A 17,810-nucleotide genomic window follows, 5' to 3' on the forward strand; every position below is an offset into this window, starting at 1 on the left:
ATGGCGGACACTCAAAAACCGATAATCGGAATAGTAACTTCCTACGACGGAGTTTTTAAAAAAGGTGATGTTAACAGCCTTGGAACAAAATATACCAGAAAAATTCATTTAGCCGGTGGAATTCCGCTGTTGATTCCTGCAAGGCCGCAATTAAATGACGATATCACGAGGATCCTCACCAAGATGGACGGATTAGTTTTGGCTGGTGGGGTAGACTTGCACCCGAATTATTACGGGGAGGAGCCTGTAAAAGATTTGGGATATGTAGATGTGATCAGGGACAGTTTTGAAATTGCCTTAGTGGAAAATGCACTGGAACTGGGAATCCCGATCTTTGGCATTTGTAGAGGAATGCAGCTGCTGAATGTGGCAATGGGTGGGAATCTATATCAAAATATTGATACGGAAATAGACGATCATATCCAGCATATGCAAAAATCAGGCGACGGTTCTGGAATACACTCGATCCATGTGGACAGCAATTCCTTTTTATCGCATATTTGCGCTGAAAAATCATTTGTAAATTCTTTTCATCACCAGGCTATCAAAAATCTTGCAGACGGTCTGGAAGCCGTAGCTTGGTCAAAAGATAGGTTGATCGAAGCAGTAGTCCACGGTACGAAAGACAATGTTTTTGGAGTGCAGTGGCACCCGGAAGAAATGAGAGATGAAAAATCCCAGAAAATTTTTAATTATTTTATAGATCATATTTAAGTTAGGAGACATCAAATGAGTGAATCAATAATTAAAATCCTGGCTGAAGAATTCAAAATCAGGCAAGGTCAGGTCAAAACAACTCTTGAGCTTATAGACGACGGCAACACCATACCTTTTATTGCCAGGTATCGTAAAGAAGCCACCGGAAATCTGGATGACGTAGTTTTAAGAGAATTGGACGACAGGTTGTCATATCTCAGAAACTTGGAAAAACGAAAAGGAGAAGTCATCAGGATCATTGAAGAACAAGAAAAACTGACTCCTGAATTAAAGCTTCAAATAGAAAATGCCAAGGTCTTGCAGGAAGTGGAGGATCTCTATCTGCCCTACAAGCAAAAGAGAAAGACCAGAGCTTCAGTTGCAAGGGAGAAAGGTTTGGAACCTCTTGCCGCATACATGCTTCTAGCGGACGATAATGAAAAGGCATACGTTAAAGCTGGAGAGTTTGTAGATTTGGAAAAAGGCGTGGAAAATGAAAGTGACGCCATTTCAGGTGCTATGGACATACTTGCCGAAGATATTTCAGACAATGCGGTATATAGAAAATATATCAGGGAAAATTATTTTCAAAATGGCTTGATAGAAACGGCAAAATCCAAGACGGAAGATGAAAAAGCCGAAGATTTCAGGATGTATTTCAATTTCACGGAAAAGGTGTCTCAAATAGCCAATCATAGAGTTTTGGCTATCAACAGGGGTGAGAAGAAAAAGTTTTTATCTGTAAAAATCAATGTCGATGAAGACAAGTTGGCGGATTTTATTGAAAAAAGGATCAAACAAAAGGATAGATTGCCATGTGGTTACGTTAGTGATGCAATCAGGGATTCTCTAAAGAGGTTGATATTGCCTTCAATTGAAAGGGAGGTAAGAAGCACTCTGACAGAAAAAGCCGACAAATCGGCTATCAAGGTTTTTGCAGTGAACCTCAATAAATACCTGATGCAACCACCGGTCAAAGGAAAGACTGTGATGGGGTTCGACCCTGCATTCAGAACAGGTTGTAAAATTGCAGTCGTAGACAGTTTTGGTGAGTTATTGGCTTTTGATACGGTGTATCCCACTGAACCGCAAAACAAAGTGGCAGAGGCAAAATCAAAACTTGTGGGCATGATCAAGAAATATGGTGTAGACCTAATTGCCATAGGAAATGGAACAGCCAGCAGGGAATCTGAAGCCATAGTATCGGATATGATATCGGAGTACAAATTGGATACCGAGTATATAGTGGTAAATGAGGCAGGTGCCTCTGTTTATTCTGCTTCAGTAATAGGCAACGAAGAGTTTCCGGATTTGAATGTTTCAATTAGAGGAGCTGTATCTATCGGACGAAGGATACAGGATCCTTTGGCCGAATTGGTTAAAATCGATCCAAAGCATATAGGTGTTGGACAGTATCAGCACGATGTAGATCAAAAGGAATTGGCCAAGGCTCTTGATGGTGTAGTTGAAGATGCAGTTAATGCCGTAGGAGTGGATATAAATACCGCTTCAGCCTATCTTATGACTTATATCTCTGGATTGAATAAGACTACTGCTGGAAATATCGTTGGATTCAGAAGGGAAAACGGACCATTTCTAAATAGAAAACAAATACTCAAGGTGGGTAAAATAGGGAATAAAGCCTTCGAGCAATGCGCTGGATTCTTGAGGATCGCCGGCGGAGACAATCCCTTTGACAATACGTCATTACATCCCGAATCTTATGACATTGCAGAAAAAATATTGAAAGACTTGGGGTACAAATCGAAAGATCTGATCGACAAACACAAGGAAATTGCATTAGAGCTCGATAAAATTCAAATTGACCGGAAGGCGGAACAATTGCAGGTCGGTGTGATCACATTGGAAGATATAGTTAAGGAGCTAAAAAAGCCCGGTAGAGATCCGAGAGAAAGTTTTCAAAAACCTATTTTCAAATCTGAAGTAATGGACATCACACACCTGAAACCTGGAATGATTTTAAGCGGAACGGTCAGAAATGTCATAGACTTTGGAGTTTTTGTTGATATAGGTGTCCATCAAGACGGTTTGGTGCACATTTCTCAATTGAGTAACAGTTATGTGAAAAACCCAATGGATGTTGTATCCGTAGGCGACATAGTCTCTGTCAAAGTAATGGATGTAGATCTCAAAAGAAATAGGATTTCACTGACTATGAAAGATATAACTTGATTTACAACATTGAAAAAGCTATGAAAATATCTTGCAAAAATATTGATTTAAAAAATGTTTTATGCTATTATTAGCATGAAAATAAATAAATATTTCTTCAGGGCAGGGTGAAATTCCCGACCGGCGGTTAAAGTCCGCGAGCCGAAAGGCTGATTTGGTGCGATTCCAAAACCGACAGTAAAGTCTGGATGGGAGAGGATCAAATCAAAGCTTGCAAGCTCTCCTATTTTGGAGAGCTTTTTTAATTATAAGTTTGATCTCTGCGGCCTTGATAAAAGAAGGAGGACAAAATGAAAAACAACAAAACAAAATTTTTGACCAGAGTGGGTGTGCTCAGTGCCATTGCATTTGTGCTCATGTACATTGATTTTCCAATTGCGGTATTATTTCCATCATTTTTAAAGTTTGACTTTAGCGAAGTTCCAGCATTGCTGGGCACTTTTTCAATGGGACCTTTGGCTGGGGTCGTTATCGTGTTTATTAAAAACGTTCTGATCTATCTGATCAAAGGATCTTCTACAGGTGGTGTCGGAGAGATCGCAAACTTTGTCATCAGCGCAGCCTGGATGATTCCCGTAGGAATTATATACAAACATGAAAAAAGCAAGAAAAATGCGATCAAAGGGATGGCAGTAGGTGCCGTGACCATGATAGTGGTGGCTGCAGTAGCAAATTATTTCGTCATGATACCACTATATTCCAAATTCATGCCAATTGAGGCAATAATCGCTACGGGTTCGGCTATCAATCCTGCAATCGTCAGTGTAGAATCATTGATACTGTTGGGAATTACACCTTTTAATATTTTCAAGACGGCTGTTATATCACTTTTGACTGCCTTGATTTACAAGAAAGTATCCCCCGTACTGCACAGGTAATCGAAAAAAAGCCCGAAATTCACATTTCGGGCTTTTTTTGATATAATGAAATATCAATTAAAAAATTTCCGGAGGTGATTTTATGTCAAAATTTTCATTAGACCAAGATAGATTCATTTTTTTCGATGGCGCAATGGGTACACTCCTTCAAAATGAAATAAAAGAAAAAATATTGCCTGAAGTAGTCAACATCAAATATCCCGAAGTGCTGGAAAAAATCCACAGAATGTACGCAGAGGCTGGAGTCGATGTCATAACTACCAACACTTTTGGTGCCAACGAACTCAAGCTGTCGACTGTAGGTCTTGAACCGGAAGAGGTTATAGAGGCTGCCATCAAGTGTGCCAGAAATGCTGCCGGTGACAAATGGGTAGCATTGGATATCGGGCCTTTGGGAAAAATGATGGAACCAACCGGAAAACTTACTTTCGAGAAAGCGTATGAATCCTTTAAAAGACAGGCGATCGCAGGTGAAAAATACGGGTGCGACCTGGTAATAATTGAAACAATGAGCGATATTTACGAAGCAAAATGTGCAATACTGGCAGTTAAGGAAAATACGAATTTACCTGTAATATGTACAATGACTTTTGAAGAAACCGGAAAAACATTCACTGGTACCGACCCCATATCCATGGTTGCAGTATTCGAAGGTTTAGGTGTTGATGCCCTGGGAGTAAACTGTTCATTGGGTCCGGATAAATTATTTGATACTGTAATGGAAATTCAAAAATACGCCAGCATACCCGTAATAGTTCAACCCAATGCAGGGTTGCCCATTTTTAAAGACAACGAGACTCATTATGATATTACAGAGGAGCAATTTGCAGAGGCTCTTATAAGAATGGCTAAAATAGGTGTCCGAATCTTGGGTGGATGCTGCGGAACAACTGTTTCCTATATGGAGAAAGTCATGAATGGATTAAAGGATGCCAAACCCTTGCCCCTTGTTAAAAAGAAACATACTATAACATCATCATTTAGAAAGAATATCGTTTTTGACGACAAAGTAACAATTATAAGCGAAAATTTGATACCATTTGGCAATCCTGAAATAAAAGAAATGTTTGAAAAGGAAAACTACAGGAAAATAGCATCCAGGGTAAGATCCATCATGAACAAAGGTGCCGATATTGTAGATGTTTACGCTGCAGTAAAAGGAAAAGACGAAAAATCTGTTATGGTGAACTTAATAAAGGGAATACAAAAAATGCTTGATATCCCCATACAAATAGATAGTAAAGATCCGGATGTTATAGAGGCCGCTCTCAGAAATTATAACGGGAAAGCTGTGATCAACAGCGTGGATGGCACAGAGAAATCCATGAAAGAAATATTCCCATTAATAAAGAAATACGGGGCTGTGGCTATAGCACTGACTCTAGATGAAAGCGGAGTACCATCGGATTGCCAGAAAAGAGTGGAAATTGCTGAAAGAATAATTTGTGAGGCAAAGAAATATGGTATCGATAAAAAGGATTTGATTTTTGATACCGTGGTTTTGCCGGTTTCCACAAGCCAGGCCATGGCAATGGAGGCAGTTTATGCCGTTTCGGAAATTCATTCGCGACTGGAAGCAAAAACCTTGATGGGCATCGGAAACATATCCTATAAAATGCCAAACAGACCTTTGTTGAACAGCACTTATTTGGCTATGGGACTGGGAAGAGGATTGAATGCAGCAATTGTGGACATTGAAAATTTGGAAATTATGAATACCTTGACCGCTGCTAAAAGTATTTTGAATTTAGATCATTTGTCAAAGGATTATCTCGAAAAATTTAACGGGTATAGAGAAGATGAACCAGATTTATCGGTTCTGGGAAATTTGATCTTAAGAGCAGACACCTTGGGGGCAAAAAATCATATTCTAGAATATAAAACTCTATCTGCCGATGAACTCCTTGGAGTAATGATAAAAGCGGAGAGACTGTTTAAAAAAGGTGAGATTTTTTATCCTGAGTTTACAGGCTGTATTAATACTGTAATCGAGCTGTTTGAAAGTCCTGAGTCTATAAGTGACGGACATTATTCGAATATGGGTTCGTTGATGCTTGTACAAGTCAATGATCGTATTTCCATAGGAAAAGAAATTTCGAAAGCGGTGGCCTATTCCATGGGATTTATACCTTTCACGATAGCATTTTTCGATGATCAAGATAAGATAATTGATGAACGCGTAAACCTTCGAGGGATATTGATTTCTGCAGGATTGGACTCAAGCGATTCTGAAATTGAAGAATGCATTAAAACCATAAGAGATTTACATCCAAATCTTCCAGTTGTTTTGGGAGGGAACCTTTCAAGAATGAATTTGAAAATCCAAGACAATGTCGCCTGTGCATGCAGCGTAGAAGAATTGATTGCGGAGTTAAATAAGTTAGTTTGAGTTTCAGGAGGAAGTCATGAAAATTTGCAGCAAAGTCGTTAAAACAGTTTCGGCTGAAGAAACACAATATATAGGCAAACAATTGGGAGAAATGTTGAAATCAGGCTGTATCGTGTGCCTTGATGGTGAAATGGGCGCGGGTAAAACGGCCATGAGTCAAGGGTTGCTGCGAGGGCTGGGAGTCGAAGGGTATATCACAAGCCCTACGTACAGCTTGGTAAATGAATACGAGACAAAAGACAATAATGTCAAGATTTTTCATTTCGATGTCTACAGGTTGGAAAGCATCGATGATTTGTATGACATAGGATTTGAAGAGTACCTGAAAGACTCGATCCTCATAATCGAATGGGCTTCGATCATAAGAAGCGAGCTAAATGGAAACATAATTGACATTTACTTGGAAAAAGGGGACAAAATCGACGAAAGAAACATTAAAATTTCAGGTCCCTGCGATTTTATTCAAAAGATCGATTCTATAAAAGGAGAATTTTAATATGATAATTTTAGGATTGGATACCGCAACAGGATCAACATCTGTAGCTGTATCAGTAAATGGTATCCTGGTCGGTGAAATTATAGCAAATTACAGGCAGACTCACTCGGAAAAGTTGGTATATTTGATCGATGAAGTGTTGAAAATTGCTGATTTAAAGTTGGAAAATGTTGATTATTATGCGTGCACCAACGGTCCGGGATCTTTCACGGGACTTAGGATAGGAGCTGCTTCAGTAAAGGGAATGGCACAATTTTTCGACAAGAAAATAATTGGTGTGTCGTTGTTGGAGCTTTTAGCGAGAAATACAGTTGGATGTAACGGAATTATTTGTTCGATAATCGATGCACAAAGAGACAATTTGTACGCGGGATTCTACAAATGGGAAGTTGACGGCTTGAAAAGCATTGGTGATGATCGAGTAATTTCAATAAAGGAACTTGAAGAATACTGTAGTGAATCAAGTGAGAATATATTGATTTTGGGGGATGGAATCAAAAAATTGACGGATGAAATAAAGTCGTTAAAAAATATTCGGTTACTTGACTCATTTTACGGGATCCCTAGAGCATCTATGATTTGTTCGAGTGCACAGGATAAAATCAATAATGAAAAAGACATATACTCATGGGAGGAGTTTGAACCTGATTATTTCAGAAAATCCCAGGCCGAATTGCAGATGGAAGCCAGGAAGGACAATAAGCATGAACAGGTTTAAATTCATCCACATTTCAGATGTCCATATAGGTACAGGTTTTGAAAAATCCAGCCTGCCGTCCCCCATTAGAAAAGAATTGAAAATGGATATATGGAAATCTTTTCGCAGCATAATTGAAGAATGTTTATCAAAGAAAATCGATTTTTTGTTTATAAGCGGGGATTTGTTTGAACATGACAAGGTCAGGATGTCGGATCTTAAAACATTGGAATCCTATTTTAAGACTATAGAAAATACCAGGGTATATATAGCTCCTGGAAACCATGACCCGATGAATGGAGATATGACATATGATATGTTGGAATGGCCTTCAAATGTAAAAATATTTTCCAAACAAATTTTCGAAGAAGTATCAATTAACGAATGGTTGTCGATCTGGGGATTTGGTTGGGAAAACAATTCCGTTTCGGGCATGGATTTAGGTAAGGAACCCCAATTGGATCCGCTAAAAACAAATATTTTGTTGGCTCACGGTGACGTTTTGGATTCAGAATCGGATTATTTGCCCATGAAAGAACACTTTTATCTTTTGGACCAATTTGATTACGTCGCCATGGGACATATCCACAAACCCACCACCACAGGCGAAAAGGTTTCATATAGCGGGGCTCCCATAGCTATGAGTTTTAAAGACAAAGGAAGCAGAGGGTACATAAAGGGAGACGTGGAAAAGGGTCGGATAATGGTCGAATTTACAAGCTTGGACTATAGAAAATTTGTAGAATTGGATTTTGAATTTGATCCTCGGGATGATTTTACAGAAATATGCAGAAAGTTGAAAATACTGTCGACTAATTGGTCAGGCCATTTAGTCAAAATCGATTTAAAGGGAATTATAGGCAGGGATATAGAAATCGATCAAATCAAAGAATTGGCTGAAGAGTATTTTTATCACGTAGAATTTATTGACAATTATATACTTGACTATGATTTGGAAGTCATTTACAACGAAAACAAAGACAATATAATAGGAAAATTCATCAAGGAAATGGCTAAGGAAAATCTGGAAAACAACATAAACAGACATGCTCTTTACTACGGTTTGGAAGCTTTGTTACAGGAGAGACAGCAATGATCATTAAAGAACTCGGACTTTCAGGATTTGGAAAATTTCATAATAAAAAGATAAGATTCGATGAAGGAATCAATATAATTCTGGGATGCAACGAGTCTGGGAAATCGACGCTACACAAATTCATCGAAGGCATGTTGTTTGGATTCTTCAAGGATTCGTGGTCACGAAAAGTTTACAGCGAAGATTATGACAGATACTTGCCTTTAAAAGGGTCGGAGTACCATGGCTCAATGATAATTGAAGATGAAGGCAGAAGATTCAGACTGGAAAGAAATTTTTTAAAAGGTCGGGACGACCTGAGGATCTTTGATGAGATCACCGGAAGGGATGTTACGGGCGAATTTTATTATGACAGTGGAACAAGGATGTACTACTTTACAGATCCTAAAATTTTAAATAGGAATTTGTTTAGAAACACCGTAAGTGTCGCACAGTTGAAGGTCAAGACTGATGATGAATTAGGCAAGGAACTCAAGGAAAATTTCTATAATTTCAGTCATTCAGGAACAGATGTTTCAGTTTCTAAAGCCTTGCATCTTTTGAAGCGAAAAAATGACTGCATAGGGACTGAAAGAAGAAAAGGAACTGAATTGAACAAATTGGTAGAAGAAATCAAGATCCTGGAAGACAAGTTGAAATCATCCGAAAGATCAAGAGCTAAAATACTGGAGCTGTCATCTAGAAAGAAAAATCTTTACAAAGATTTGGAACAGTTGAAAGAAGCGTTAAAGTCTAAGGAAAACAGCCTGGAAAATCTGGAAATCAAGAATGTTCACAAGAAATATTTGTCTTATAAAGAATTATTGATCGAAAAAGAACAACTTGAATCGCAACTGAATGATTACAAGTACGAATACATGGAAGAGGAGATATTCAGAGATGCCTTGCTTGCCGATCAGGAGATCAAGCGACTTACCGATGAAATCTATGAGTCAAAAGAATACGTAGAAAAATTGAATTTTGAGATCATGAGGATTTCCCATGAAACCAACATGGGATTTGAAGGATCTGAATATGAAAACATGGATGAAGACAGAGACAGGCTATTTGAACTGAACGAAGAAAAAGAGTTCTTGGCCGGGAAGCTGAAATTATTGAAAAAGAAGGATCAAAAAAAATCCTTGTTGCCCGGAATATTTGCATTCCTTATAGGAGCCCTTACAATCTATGCTGGGTTTACCTATAATAATCCTTACATTTTGATCGTTGCAGGACTCTTTATTTTATTTTCAATATACTCAGTTACAAATACGATAAAAAACTTCAAAAACCCTTACAAACTTGAGGAAGAAAGTCTGTTGTCCGAGATCAAAGAAATCAATGAAAAGATAGAAGACATACTGAAAGAATATGGAGTGAATAATTTTGTAGATCTCAGAGAACGATGGAAAGAAATAATTACAACAAAAAGCAAATTTAAAGAAGAGTTTGATAGGATAAATGTATTGAGAAGCCGAGTTGCCTATGTAGTCGAAAAAGAAGAAATCCTGTATTCGAAACTTAGGGGGAATGAATCACGTCTTGATCAAATATTTAAAGATTGGAACGTATATGATTTTGAAGGATTGGCAAAGATATTTGAAAGGCAAAAGAATCTAAGACGGTTGGGAAGGCGGATCGAAGAAATCGAAAGAACCATGGAAATGATCATGGCACCGGAAGACTTTGCCAGATTCGATAATTTTTTTAAGGGAAAAGGTTCAATAGGAGAGTATAAGGAAGACCCTAATACGATCAAGGAAGAAATACAGAAGTTGCACGACACAATTAAAAGTACAAGAACCGACCTGGATAAGACGGAAGGGGAAATACTTGCGATTGAAAAGGAATCAAACGATTTTAACGACATAAAAGAGGAATTGTCGTATCTATATGAACTCAAAAATGAACAAATGGAAAAATCTCGAGCAGTAGAAAAAGCTTATGATGTTATTGAAAAAGTATCTCGAGACATGCACAGGGAAATTGCTCCAAGATTAAATACACGCCTGGGTCAGGTCATGAAGTCGATAACCGGAAAATATGAAAATCTTAAAGTTTCTGATAAAGCAAGGATAACCTTGGAAGACCCTGAAACAAATAAAATGATACAGGGAGAAGGTCTGAGTTCAGGTGCAATGGACCAATTGTATTTTTCTTTCAGGTTGGGTATGATTGAAATGTTGAAATTAGAGAAATTTCCGCTCATATTGGATGAATCGTTTACTCAATATGACGACGGCAGGATGGAAAAAGCTTTGAAGTTTTTGGTGGAGCAATGCAATAACAAACAAATATTGTTGTTTTCATCTCAAAGAAGAGAAACCAGTATGTTGAAAGACATGAATATTGAATTTAATACTATCGATCTCGATGAAGTGGAGTGAATCAAATGCTGATAGATCATGTGAAAAAATATATAAAAAGTGAATTTGCATATGGAGATGACCATAAACTATATCATTACAACTGTGCGGAAACATTGTTAAACAGCTGTAATGACGAATATATGCTTGGTATCGGTACAAAAGAATTAAAGATGATGACCGGATTTGGAGGTGGGTTTCACTGTGAACGAACTTGCGGCGTTTTAACTGGTGGCATTGCCGCTCTAGGCATGATCTTTGCAGAAGAAAGACCCACTGAGAATAACAAGTTAAAGGAAATCGTAAAAAAGTGGGTGGAGATATTTCATGAAGAATTTGGAACCACCGAGTGTTCTGACATCAAGAAGTCTCACAGGGATGAAGTCGAAAAATGTGCCCCCGTTATGATTAGAGGGGCAGAATTGCTGGAAAAATTGATTGAAGAGTACAGATAACCTGGAAAGGAATTAAATATAAATGGAATCAAAAAGAAAAACAGTAGTCGTGGGTATGTCGGGAGGAGTAGATTCTTCAGTTGCAGCCTTGTTATTAAAAGAGCAGGGATATAACGTAATAGGGATCTTCATGAAAAACTGGGAGGAAGACGACAACAGTGAAGATGGTGTTTGCACTGCAGCGGAAGATTTTGACGATGTGAGAAGGGTGTGCGACACTTTGGAAATACCCTATTATACGGTAAATTTCAGTAAGGAATATTGGGACAGGGTTTTTAGTTATTTCCTTGAAGAATACAAAAAGGGAAGAACGCCAAATCCTGATATATTGTGCAACAAGGAAATCAAATTCAAAGCATTTTTGGATTATGCACTGAATGTTGCAGGAGCAGATTACATAGCAACCGGTCATTACGCCAAAATAGAAGAAAAAGATGGCTGCTCCAGATTGATGAAAGCCTCGGATAAAAACAAGGATCAAACGTATTTCCTATGTCAGTTGAATCAGTTTCAACTTTCAAAGGCGCTCTTTCCTTTGGCTGATTTGCCTAAGGAAGAAGTAAGAAAAATTGCTGCGGATAACGGACTTCTTACTGCCGGAAAAAAAGATTCTACGGGAATTTGTTTCATAGGAGAAAGGGATTTTAATAAATTTTTGAGCAGATATCTCCCGGCAAAAAAAGGAAAAATTTTAGATAAAAACGGCAATTTAAAAGGAACCCATAATGGATTGATGTATTATACTCTCGGTCAAAGAAAAGGTTTGGGAATTGGCGGTCAAGGAACAGGAGAACCCTGGTTTGTATATAAAAAGGATTTGACAACTAACACTTTGTACGTTGTACAGGGCGAAAAAGATCCACTTCTATATTCCACATCGTTGACAGGCACAAATGTGAACTGGACATGTGAACCACTTCAAGGCAAAGGCATCAAACTAAAGGCAAAATTTAGATATAGACAGCCTGACCAGGATGTTGAAGTCGACGTATTGGATGACGGTAGCATAGAAGTTAAATTTGAAGAGCCGCAAAAGGCCGTGACTCCCGGACAGCAAGTAGTCCTATATGACGGTGACGAATGTTTGGGTGGTGCTGTGATCGACCGGGTCACCCCATTAAAAAAATAATGTTTCTGCAATCTTTCACATTTTAAGCCATCCAGATATGGTCTAAAAACTTATCAATAAACCCCGAAAGGAGTCATTCCGTTGAAAATTTTATTTGTCGAAGATGAGAAAAAAGTTACGGAAGCTTTGAAAGAATTATGTAAAATGCAAAACATACAATGTGACGTAGCCAATGATGGCGACGAGGGCATGTTGTATGCATTAAATCAGATATACGATGTTATTGTATTGGACATCATGTTGCCCAGAAAAAGCGGTATAGAAATCTTGCAGGAACTAAGGGCAAATGGAAATAAAACTCCCGTATTGATGTTGACGGCAAAGGACACTGTGGAAGACAAGGTGAAAGGATTGGACTCAGGGGCAGACGACTATCTGGTAAAACCTTTTTCTGCAAAGGAGTTGTTTGCGCGTCTAAGGGCCCTCGGAAGAAGAGTCGATTCAGACTATATTGACAATTCAATAACCATAGGTAATTTTAAATTTGATCTGGAAAACTATACAGCTACCATCGATGATCAGCCTATCAAACTTTCATATAAAGAAGGTATGCTTCTTGAAATGCTGATCAAGAGGCCGGAGCAGGTGTTTAGCAGGGAACAGATCCTGGACAGGGTTTGGGGGTTTGATGCAGACGTAAATGAAAACAATATTGAGATTTATATTCATAATTTGAGAAAGAAGCTCAAAGGGACCCGGATAAAAATTGAGACACTCAGGAGTATAGGGTATAAGTTAAAGGTGATGGATTAATGTTCAAGGAACTGTACAGGCGTCTAACATTGATGAACGCACTTATCTTGATAGCATTTCTTTTAATATTTTCTTATTCAATAGTAGGATTTACGAATTCGACCTTTGATTCATCCGCTAAAAGATCTTTATTTGAACAGTCGGAGAAGATAAAAAATATTGTGGATACTTACGGAACTTTTGACTTTACATTGCCTAATGAAGGGATCGGTTCCGGGATCGATATAGAAAATTCTTACAGTCGAATTGAATACATTCTTTGGAATGAGAATCTTGATCTTGTCAATTTGAGCAATCTGAGAGAAAATCTCTTGGATGTCACATTTATTCAGGCAAAAAATGCCTTGGAAAATCGGAATTCATATTATTCCTCCATGACTCTTTCAGGAGTTAAGTACAGGATATATAACGTATATGCACTGACAAAGTCGGGATCCCCTTATATAATTCAAGTATTTCAATCCAGAGTGATCGACGACTTGATCACCAGACAAATTTTTGTGGTCGTTATGGGAATAGGCATAGTAAGCCTTATCGTCTTGATTTTCATAAGTGCTCACCTGGCGAAAAAATCACTGGAACCTGTAAGACAAACATACGAGAGACAAAAAGAATTCATTGCTGACGCTTCGCACGAATTAAGGACTCCGCTTACGATCATAAGGACTTCGGCAGAACTTTTGACAATGAAGGAAGACGAAAAAATCAAGGACAATCTCAAATGGATAGACAACATTTCCGTAGAAACAGAGAATATGAGCAAGTTGATAGAAAATCTCCTTACTCTTGCTCAGGCTGACAACAAGCAGATACCGGTTGAAATGGCAAGGGTGGATCTGAGCAAGTTGGCATACGAAGCGGGTGAGAAGTTTCAACTGATTGCAAAAGAAAAGGGTCTTGAACTTGAAAGCATAATTTCTGATAATGTAAACATTTATGGCGACAAGGACAAGCTCAATCAACTTATTGTGATCCTTCTGGACAACGGAATAAAATACACTCCCAAAAGCGGGAAAATAACTCTGTCGCTGATGAACACTGCGGAAAAAGCGATCATCTCTGTCAAGGACACCGGTATCGGAATGACTGAAGAGGATCGGGAAAGAATCTTTGAAAGATTTTACAGAGTCGATAAGGCCAGGTTTAGAGAGGAAGGTGGAGCCGGTCTGGGTTTGAGTATTGCAAAATGGATCGTAGATGAACATAAAGGAAAAATCAGTGTTGAAAGTCAGCTGAACGAGGGTAGTAACTTCATAGTCGAACTGCCCAAAAAAAGAAAAATTTGAGTTCTTTCACATAGAAAGGTATAGATATGAAAAACAAACTAAACTACCTCAGAGCGTTCATTGTGGCCATAGTGTTATTTGTGGGCATTTACGGAATCACCAACTTTGAAAAGAATATTTCCGGGGAAATACCAAATTTTGAAGCAACCATTCCTGCATCTGATTTGAGAGAGTCATTCTTCGCATTTGCAAATGAAGGTGTAACTAAATCCAAGTCCTCTATAAGAATATCTTCCGCAGGAGACATAATGACCCATGGTACTCAGATTGCAGGAGCTTACAACAGTGCTACGGGAGAATACGAATTTGACGAAAACTTCATGCACGTTGCCAAATATTTTAAGGCTTCGGATATCTCAGTAGCCAATTTTGAAACAGTTACATCGGGGGGAGCACCGCAGGGATACCCGGTGTTCAATTCGCCGCCTGCAATTCTGGATGCCATCAAAAACGCCGGATTCAACATGTTGGGTACTGCAAATAATCATACTTTGGATCAGGGGAAAAAGGGGTTGCTGAATACTCTTGCTGAGATACAAAACAGGGACATTAACTCAACCGGGACTTTTGCCGCCCCCGAAGCAGATATAACAGTGATGGAAGCCCAGGGCATTAAAATGGGGATTTTGGCATACACTTATGGATTGAATGGCTTGGATGGATATTTGACAACGGAAGAACTTGACTATATGGTCAACATAATAGACGAGGACAAGATCCGATCTGATATCGCCAAGGCACAAACCCAGGGATGCGATGCCATTGTTGTTATCATACATTGGGGGAATGAATATCAGATGTCACCGACCGAAGAAACCAAGAAGCTGGCTGAAAAAATCTTTGGATGGGGAGCCGACATAATCCTTGGAAGCCATCCACATGTTATTCAAATGTCTGAAGTCATGGAAATAGATGGTGAAATCAAATACGTAATTTATTCCCAGGGGAATTTTCTATCCAACCAAAGAAGAGAGACTCTTCCGTCCATCGAAAATCGAAATTACACTGAAGACGGAGTAATAGTCCATATTTCCCTGGAAAAGGATCCCGGTAAAAACAAAACTGTAATTGCATCGGTTTCATACACGCCGACCTGGGTGTACAGATATGAATCTTCAGGAAAATTCAAATATCAGATCCTCCCTGTTTCAGAAGCTTTAGAATCAGGTGATTTTACAGGAGAACTTTTGGATAGACTCAAAAAATCGCGTTCGAACACTATGAGCAAGATGCAGATTTACAATGGAGACGTTCAATGACCAGTAAAAAAGTAATCGAAATAACACGAATGAAGCTCCATGATCTGGATGAAATAATTCTGCTTGAAAACAGATCTTTCACCATCCCTTGGACAAGGAATATGTTTGAAGAGGAGCTTAAGAATCCTCTGGCCAGATATTTTGTATTGTGGGTCGACTCACAAATTGCAGGGTATGGTGGGATCTGGTTGATATTTGACGAAGGGCATATCACCAATGTTGCAATTCATCCCAACTATAGAAAAATTGGACTGGGCAAGGTATTGTTGGAACATATGGTAGATGAGAGTAAAAAAGAGGGAGTTTCAGAATTTACACTAGAGGTAAGAGTGGGAAATACTGGAGCACTGGCCTTGTATAGGTCTTGTGGATTTGAAAAGGCAGGGATCAGAAAAAACTATTATAGCGACAACAATGAAGACGCAATCATAATGTGGAGGAAAAATGATTAGAAAAATTTTGATATTGGTGTTGGTTTTAACAGTCCCCATAACTGCGCTTCTTACAGGCGTAGAGATTGCAACAAAAGGGGATGATTTCTTTTACGAACAATTTCAAAAAAATGATGTTCCCCAAAATACGGGGATGGATCTTGATAATTTAATGAATGTCACAGATTCCATCCAGGATTATCTTTTCGGGAAAAGGGACGATCTTGAGATAACGGCATTTATAAACGGCGAAGAAACCAAGGTTTTTAATCAAAGAGAGATCATACACATGGAAGACGTAAAAGTTTTGTTCGAAAAAGGGATTTTGTTTAGAAATATGGGAGCGATTGTCGTTCTGCTGGCCGCAGCTTATGGAATAGTCAAAAGAAAAAGATGGATTTTTAAGGCATTTCTCTTAAGTGTGGCGTTGTACTTTGCAGTAGGAGCGATTTTGGGCGGGATGCTCTACGTTGATTTCAACAAGTATTTCAATCTTTTCCACGAAATCTTTTTTTCCAATGATTATTGGATATTGGATCCCAGAGACAGCATTTTGATAAATATGGTTCCATTGAATTTTTTTATGAGTATAGTAAGGAAGATACTGCTTGTCACAACTATTTTGATACTGGCGACTCCCCTGGCATTTGAAATAAGGTTTAAGTTTGGAGGTAATCATGAAAGATATCGTAATTTTAGGAATTGAATCATCATGTGATGAAACATCGGCAGCCTTGGTGAGAAACGGCAGGGAAGTCTTGTCGAATATAATATATTCGCAAATCGACATTCATCAACCGTACGGCGGAGTCGTTCCGGAAATAGCTTCCAGAAACCATGTTAAAAAAATAAGCTCCATCGTCGATATGGCATTTAAGGAGGCTAAATTGAATTACTCAGATATAGACGGTGTTGCAGTTACGTACGGACCCGGTTTGGTGGGCAGCCTGCTCGTAGGCCTCTCATATGCCAAATCCTTTGCTTATGCAGCTCAAAAACCTTTGATAGGCATAAATCACATTGATGGTCATATATGTGCAAATTACATAGGTAACGACGATGTAAAACCCCCGTTTTTAACACTGGTTGCATCTGGAGGACACTCCCATTTGATATTGGTGAAGGATTACGACGATTATACGGTTTTGGGTCAAACCAGGGATGATGCTGCCGGTGAGGCATTTGACAAAATTTCAAGGACCCTGGGATTAGGTTATCCGGGAGGCCCGGCAATTGACAAGGCGGCTTTGCTTGGCGATCCGCATTTCGTAGAGTTTCCACGGGCGTATCTGGAAGAAGACAGTTTTGACTTCAGCTTCAGCGGACTTAAATCTGCAGTTCTCAATTACCTTAATTCCATGAAAATGAAAGGTGAGACATACAGACCAGAAGATATTGCAGCCAGTTTTCAAATGGCCGTTGTTGAAGTACTAGTGGAAAAGACTTTAAGTGCCGCTGAAAAATATAGCATTCAAAACATTTGTTTGTCGGGTGGTGTTGCCTGTAATTCTCTACTTAGAAAAATTATGAAACAAAGGTGCCAAGAAAAGAATTATAAACTTTCATATCCCGAAATATCCTTGTGTACGGACAACGGCGCAATGGTGGCAAGTGCAGGATATTACAAGTTTGTCAAAAAGGATTTTGCACCTGGAGATCTTACTGCAAAGCCAAATTTAAAAATATGACGTACTGTGGATAAACTAC

16 protein-coding genes and 1 riboswitch are annotated in these 17,810 nt (G+C 38.7%); all 16 genes read left to right on the forward strand.

Annotated features, from left to right (window positions below; translation table 11 throughout):
• The 16 genes from IWB18_RS05525 to tsaD all read left to right on the forward strand — a co-directional run bounded on the left by IWB18_RS05525 (window position 1) and on the right by tsaD (window position 17,791).
• Entirely contained in the window at window positions 1-714 is a 714-nt protein-coding gene (locus IWB18_RS05525) for a gamma-glutamyl-gamma-aminobutyrate hydrolase family protein (protein ID WP_195682618.1), read from the forward strand.
• A gap of 15 nt (window positions 715-729) precedes the next feature.
• Window positions 730-2,889: a Tex family protein gene (locus IWB18_RS05530; RefSeq protein WP_195682619.1), complete on the forward strand. Its 2,160-nt coding sequence runs from the start codon at window positions 730-732 to the stop codon at window positions 2,887-2,889.
• A gap of 89 nt (window positions 2,890-2,978) precedes the next feature.
• Window positions 2,979-3,093: riboswitch (FMN riboswitch) on the forward strand.
• Window positions 3,094-3,179: 86 nt separating this feature from the next.
• The gene (locus IWB18_RS05535; protein ID WP_195682620.1) at window positions 3,180-3,767 is read left to right on the forward strand and encodes an ECF transporter S component; all 588 of its coding nucleotides are present in this window, start codon (window positions 3,180-3,182) and stop codon (window positions 3,765-3,767) included.
• Window positions 3,768-3,849: 82 nt separating this feature from the next.
• Window positions 3,850-6,156, forward strand: coding sequence for a homocysteine S-methyltransferase family protein (locus tag IWB18_RS05540; protein WP_195682621.1), 2,307 nt, complete (start codon window positions 3,850-3,852; stop codon window positions 6,154-6,156).
• A 16-nt stretch (window positions 6,157-6,172) separates the two neighbouring features.
• Complete coding sequence (tsaE, locus tag IWB18_RS05545) at window positions 6,173-6,652, forward strand: tRNA (adenosine(37)-N6)-threonylcarbamoyltransferase complex ATPase subunit type 1 TsaE (RefSeq protein WP_195682622.1); 480 nt, start codon at window positions 6,173-6,175, stop codon at window positions 6,650-6,652.
• A gap of 1 nt (window position 6,653) precedes the next feature.
• Window positions 6,654-7,370 (forward strand): tRNA (adenosine(37)-N6)-threonylcarbamoyltransferase complex dimerization subunit type 1 TsaB, encoded by a 717-nt coding sequence (gene tsaB / locus IWB18_RS05550; RefSeq protein WP_195682623.1) that lies wholly within the window; start codon window positions 6,654-6,656, stop codon window positions 7,368-7,370.
• A complete protein-coding gene (locus IWB18_RS05555; RefSeq protein ID WP_195682624.1) occupies window positions 7,357-8,445 on the forward strand; it encodes a metallophosphoesterase family protein in 1,089 nt (362 codons plus the stop codon). The genes tsaB and IWB18_RS05555 overlap by 14 nt, the downstream gene beginning before the upstream one ends.
• Window positions 8,442-10,811 carry an ATP-binding protein gene (locus IWB18_RS05560; RefSeq protein WP_195682625.1) on the forward strand — a complete coding sequence of 790 codons (2,370 nt, stop codon included), beginning with the start codon at window positions 8,442-8,444 and terminating at the stop codon, window positions 10,809-10,811. The genes IWB18_RS05555 and IWB18_RS05560 overlap by 4 nt, the downstream gene beginning before the upstream one ends.
• 5 nt (window positions 10,812-10,816) lie before the next feature.
• Entirely contained in the window at window positions 10,817-11,245 is a 429-nt protein-coding gene (locus IWB18_RS05565; RefSeq protein WP_195682626.1) for a C-GCAxxG-C-C family protein, read from the forward strand.
• A 22-nt stretch (window positions 11,246-11,267) separates the two neighbouring features.
• Entirely contained in the window at window positions 11,268-12,374 is a 1,107-nt protein-coding gene (mnmA, locus tag IWB18_RS05570) for a tRNA 2-thiouridine(34) synthase MnmA (protein WP_195682627.1), read from the forward strand.
• An 81-nt stretch (window positions 12,375-12,455) separates the two neighbouring features.
• Window positions 12,456-13,127: a response regulator transcription factor gene (locus tag IWB18_RS05575; RefSeq protein ID WP_195682628.1), complete on the forward strand. Its 672-nt coding sequence runs from the start codon at window positions 12,456-12,458 to the stop codon at window positions 13,125-13,127.
• The gene (locus IWB18_RS05580) at window positions 13,127-14,413 is read left to right on the forward strand and encodes a sensor histidine kinase (RefSeq protein ID WP_195682629.1); all 1,287 of its coding nucleotides are present in this window, start codon (window positions 13,127-13,129) and stop codon (window positions 14,411-14,413) included. Before IWB18_RS05575 ends, IWB18_RS05580 begins: the two co-directional genes overlap by 1 nt.
• A 26-nt stretch (window positions 14,414-14,439) precedes the next feature.
• Complete coding sequence (locus tag IWB18_RS05585; protein ID WP_195682630.1) at window positions 14,440-15,672, forward strand: CapA family protein; 1,233 nt, start codon at window positions 14,440-14,442, stop codon at window positions 15,670-15,672.
• Window positions 15,669-16,124, forward strand: coding sequence for a ribosomal protein S18-alanine N-acetyltransferase (rimI, locus tag IWB18_RS05590; RefSeq protein ID WP_195682631.1), 456 nt, complete (start codon window positions 15,669-15,671; stop codon window positions 16,122-16,124). Before IWB18_RS05585 ends, rimI begins: the two co-directional genes overlap by 4 nt.
• Window positions 16,117-16,809, forward strand: a complete 693-nt coding sequence (locus IWB18_RS05595) for a TIGR01906 family membrane protein (RefSeq protein ID WP_195682632.1) — start codon at window positions 16,117-16,119, stop codon at window positions 16,807-16,809. The genes rimI and IWB18_RS05595 overlap by 8 nt, the downstream gene beginning before the upstream one ends.
• A complete protein-coding gene (gene tsaD, locus IWB18_RS05600) occupies window positions 16,781-17,791 on the forward strand; it encodes a tRNA (adenosine(37)-N6)-threonylcarbamoyltransferase complex transferase subunit TsaD (RefSeq protein WP_195682633.1) in 1,011 nt (336 codons plus the stop codon). Before IWB18_RS05595 ends, tsaD begins: the two co-directional genes overlap by 29 nt.
• Window positions 17,792-17,810: the final 19 nt, after the last annotated feature.

Source organism: Alkalibacter mobilis (assembly GCF_015594845.1).
Lineage (GTDB): Bacteria > Bacillota > Clostridia > Eubacteriales > Alkalibacteraceae > Alkalibacter > Alkalibacter mobilis.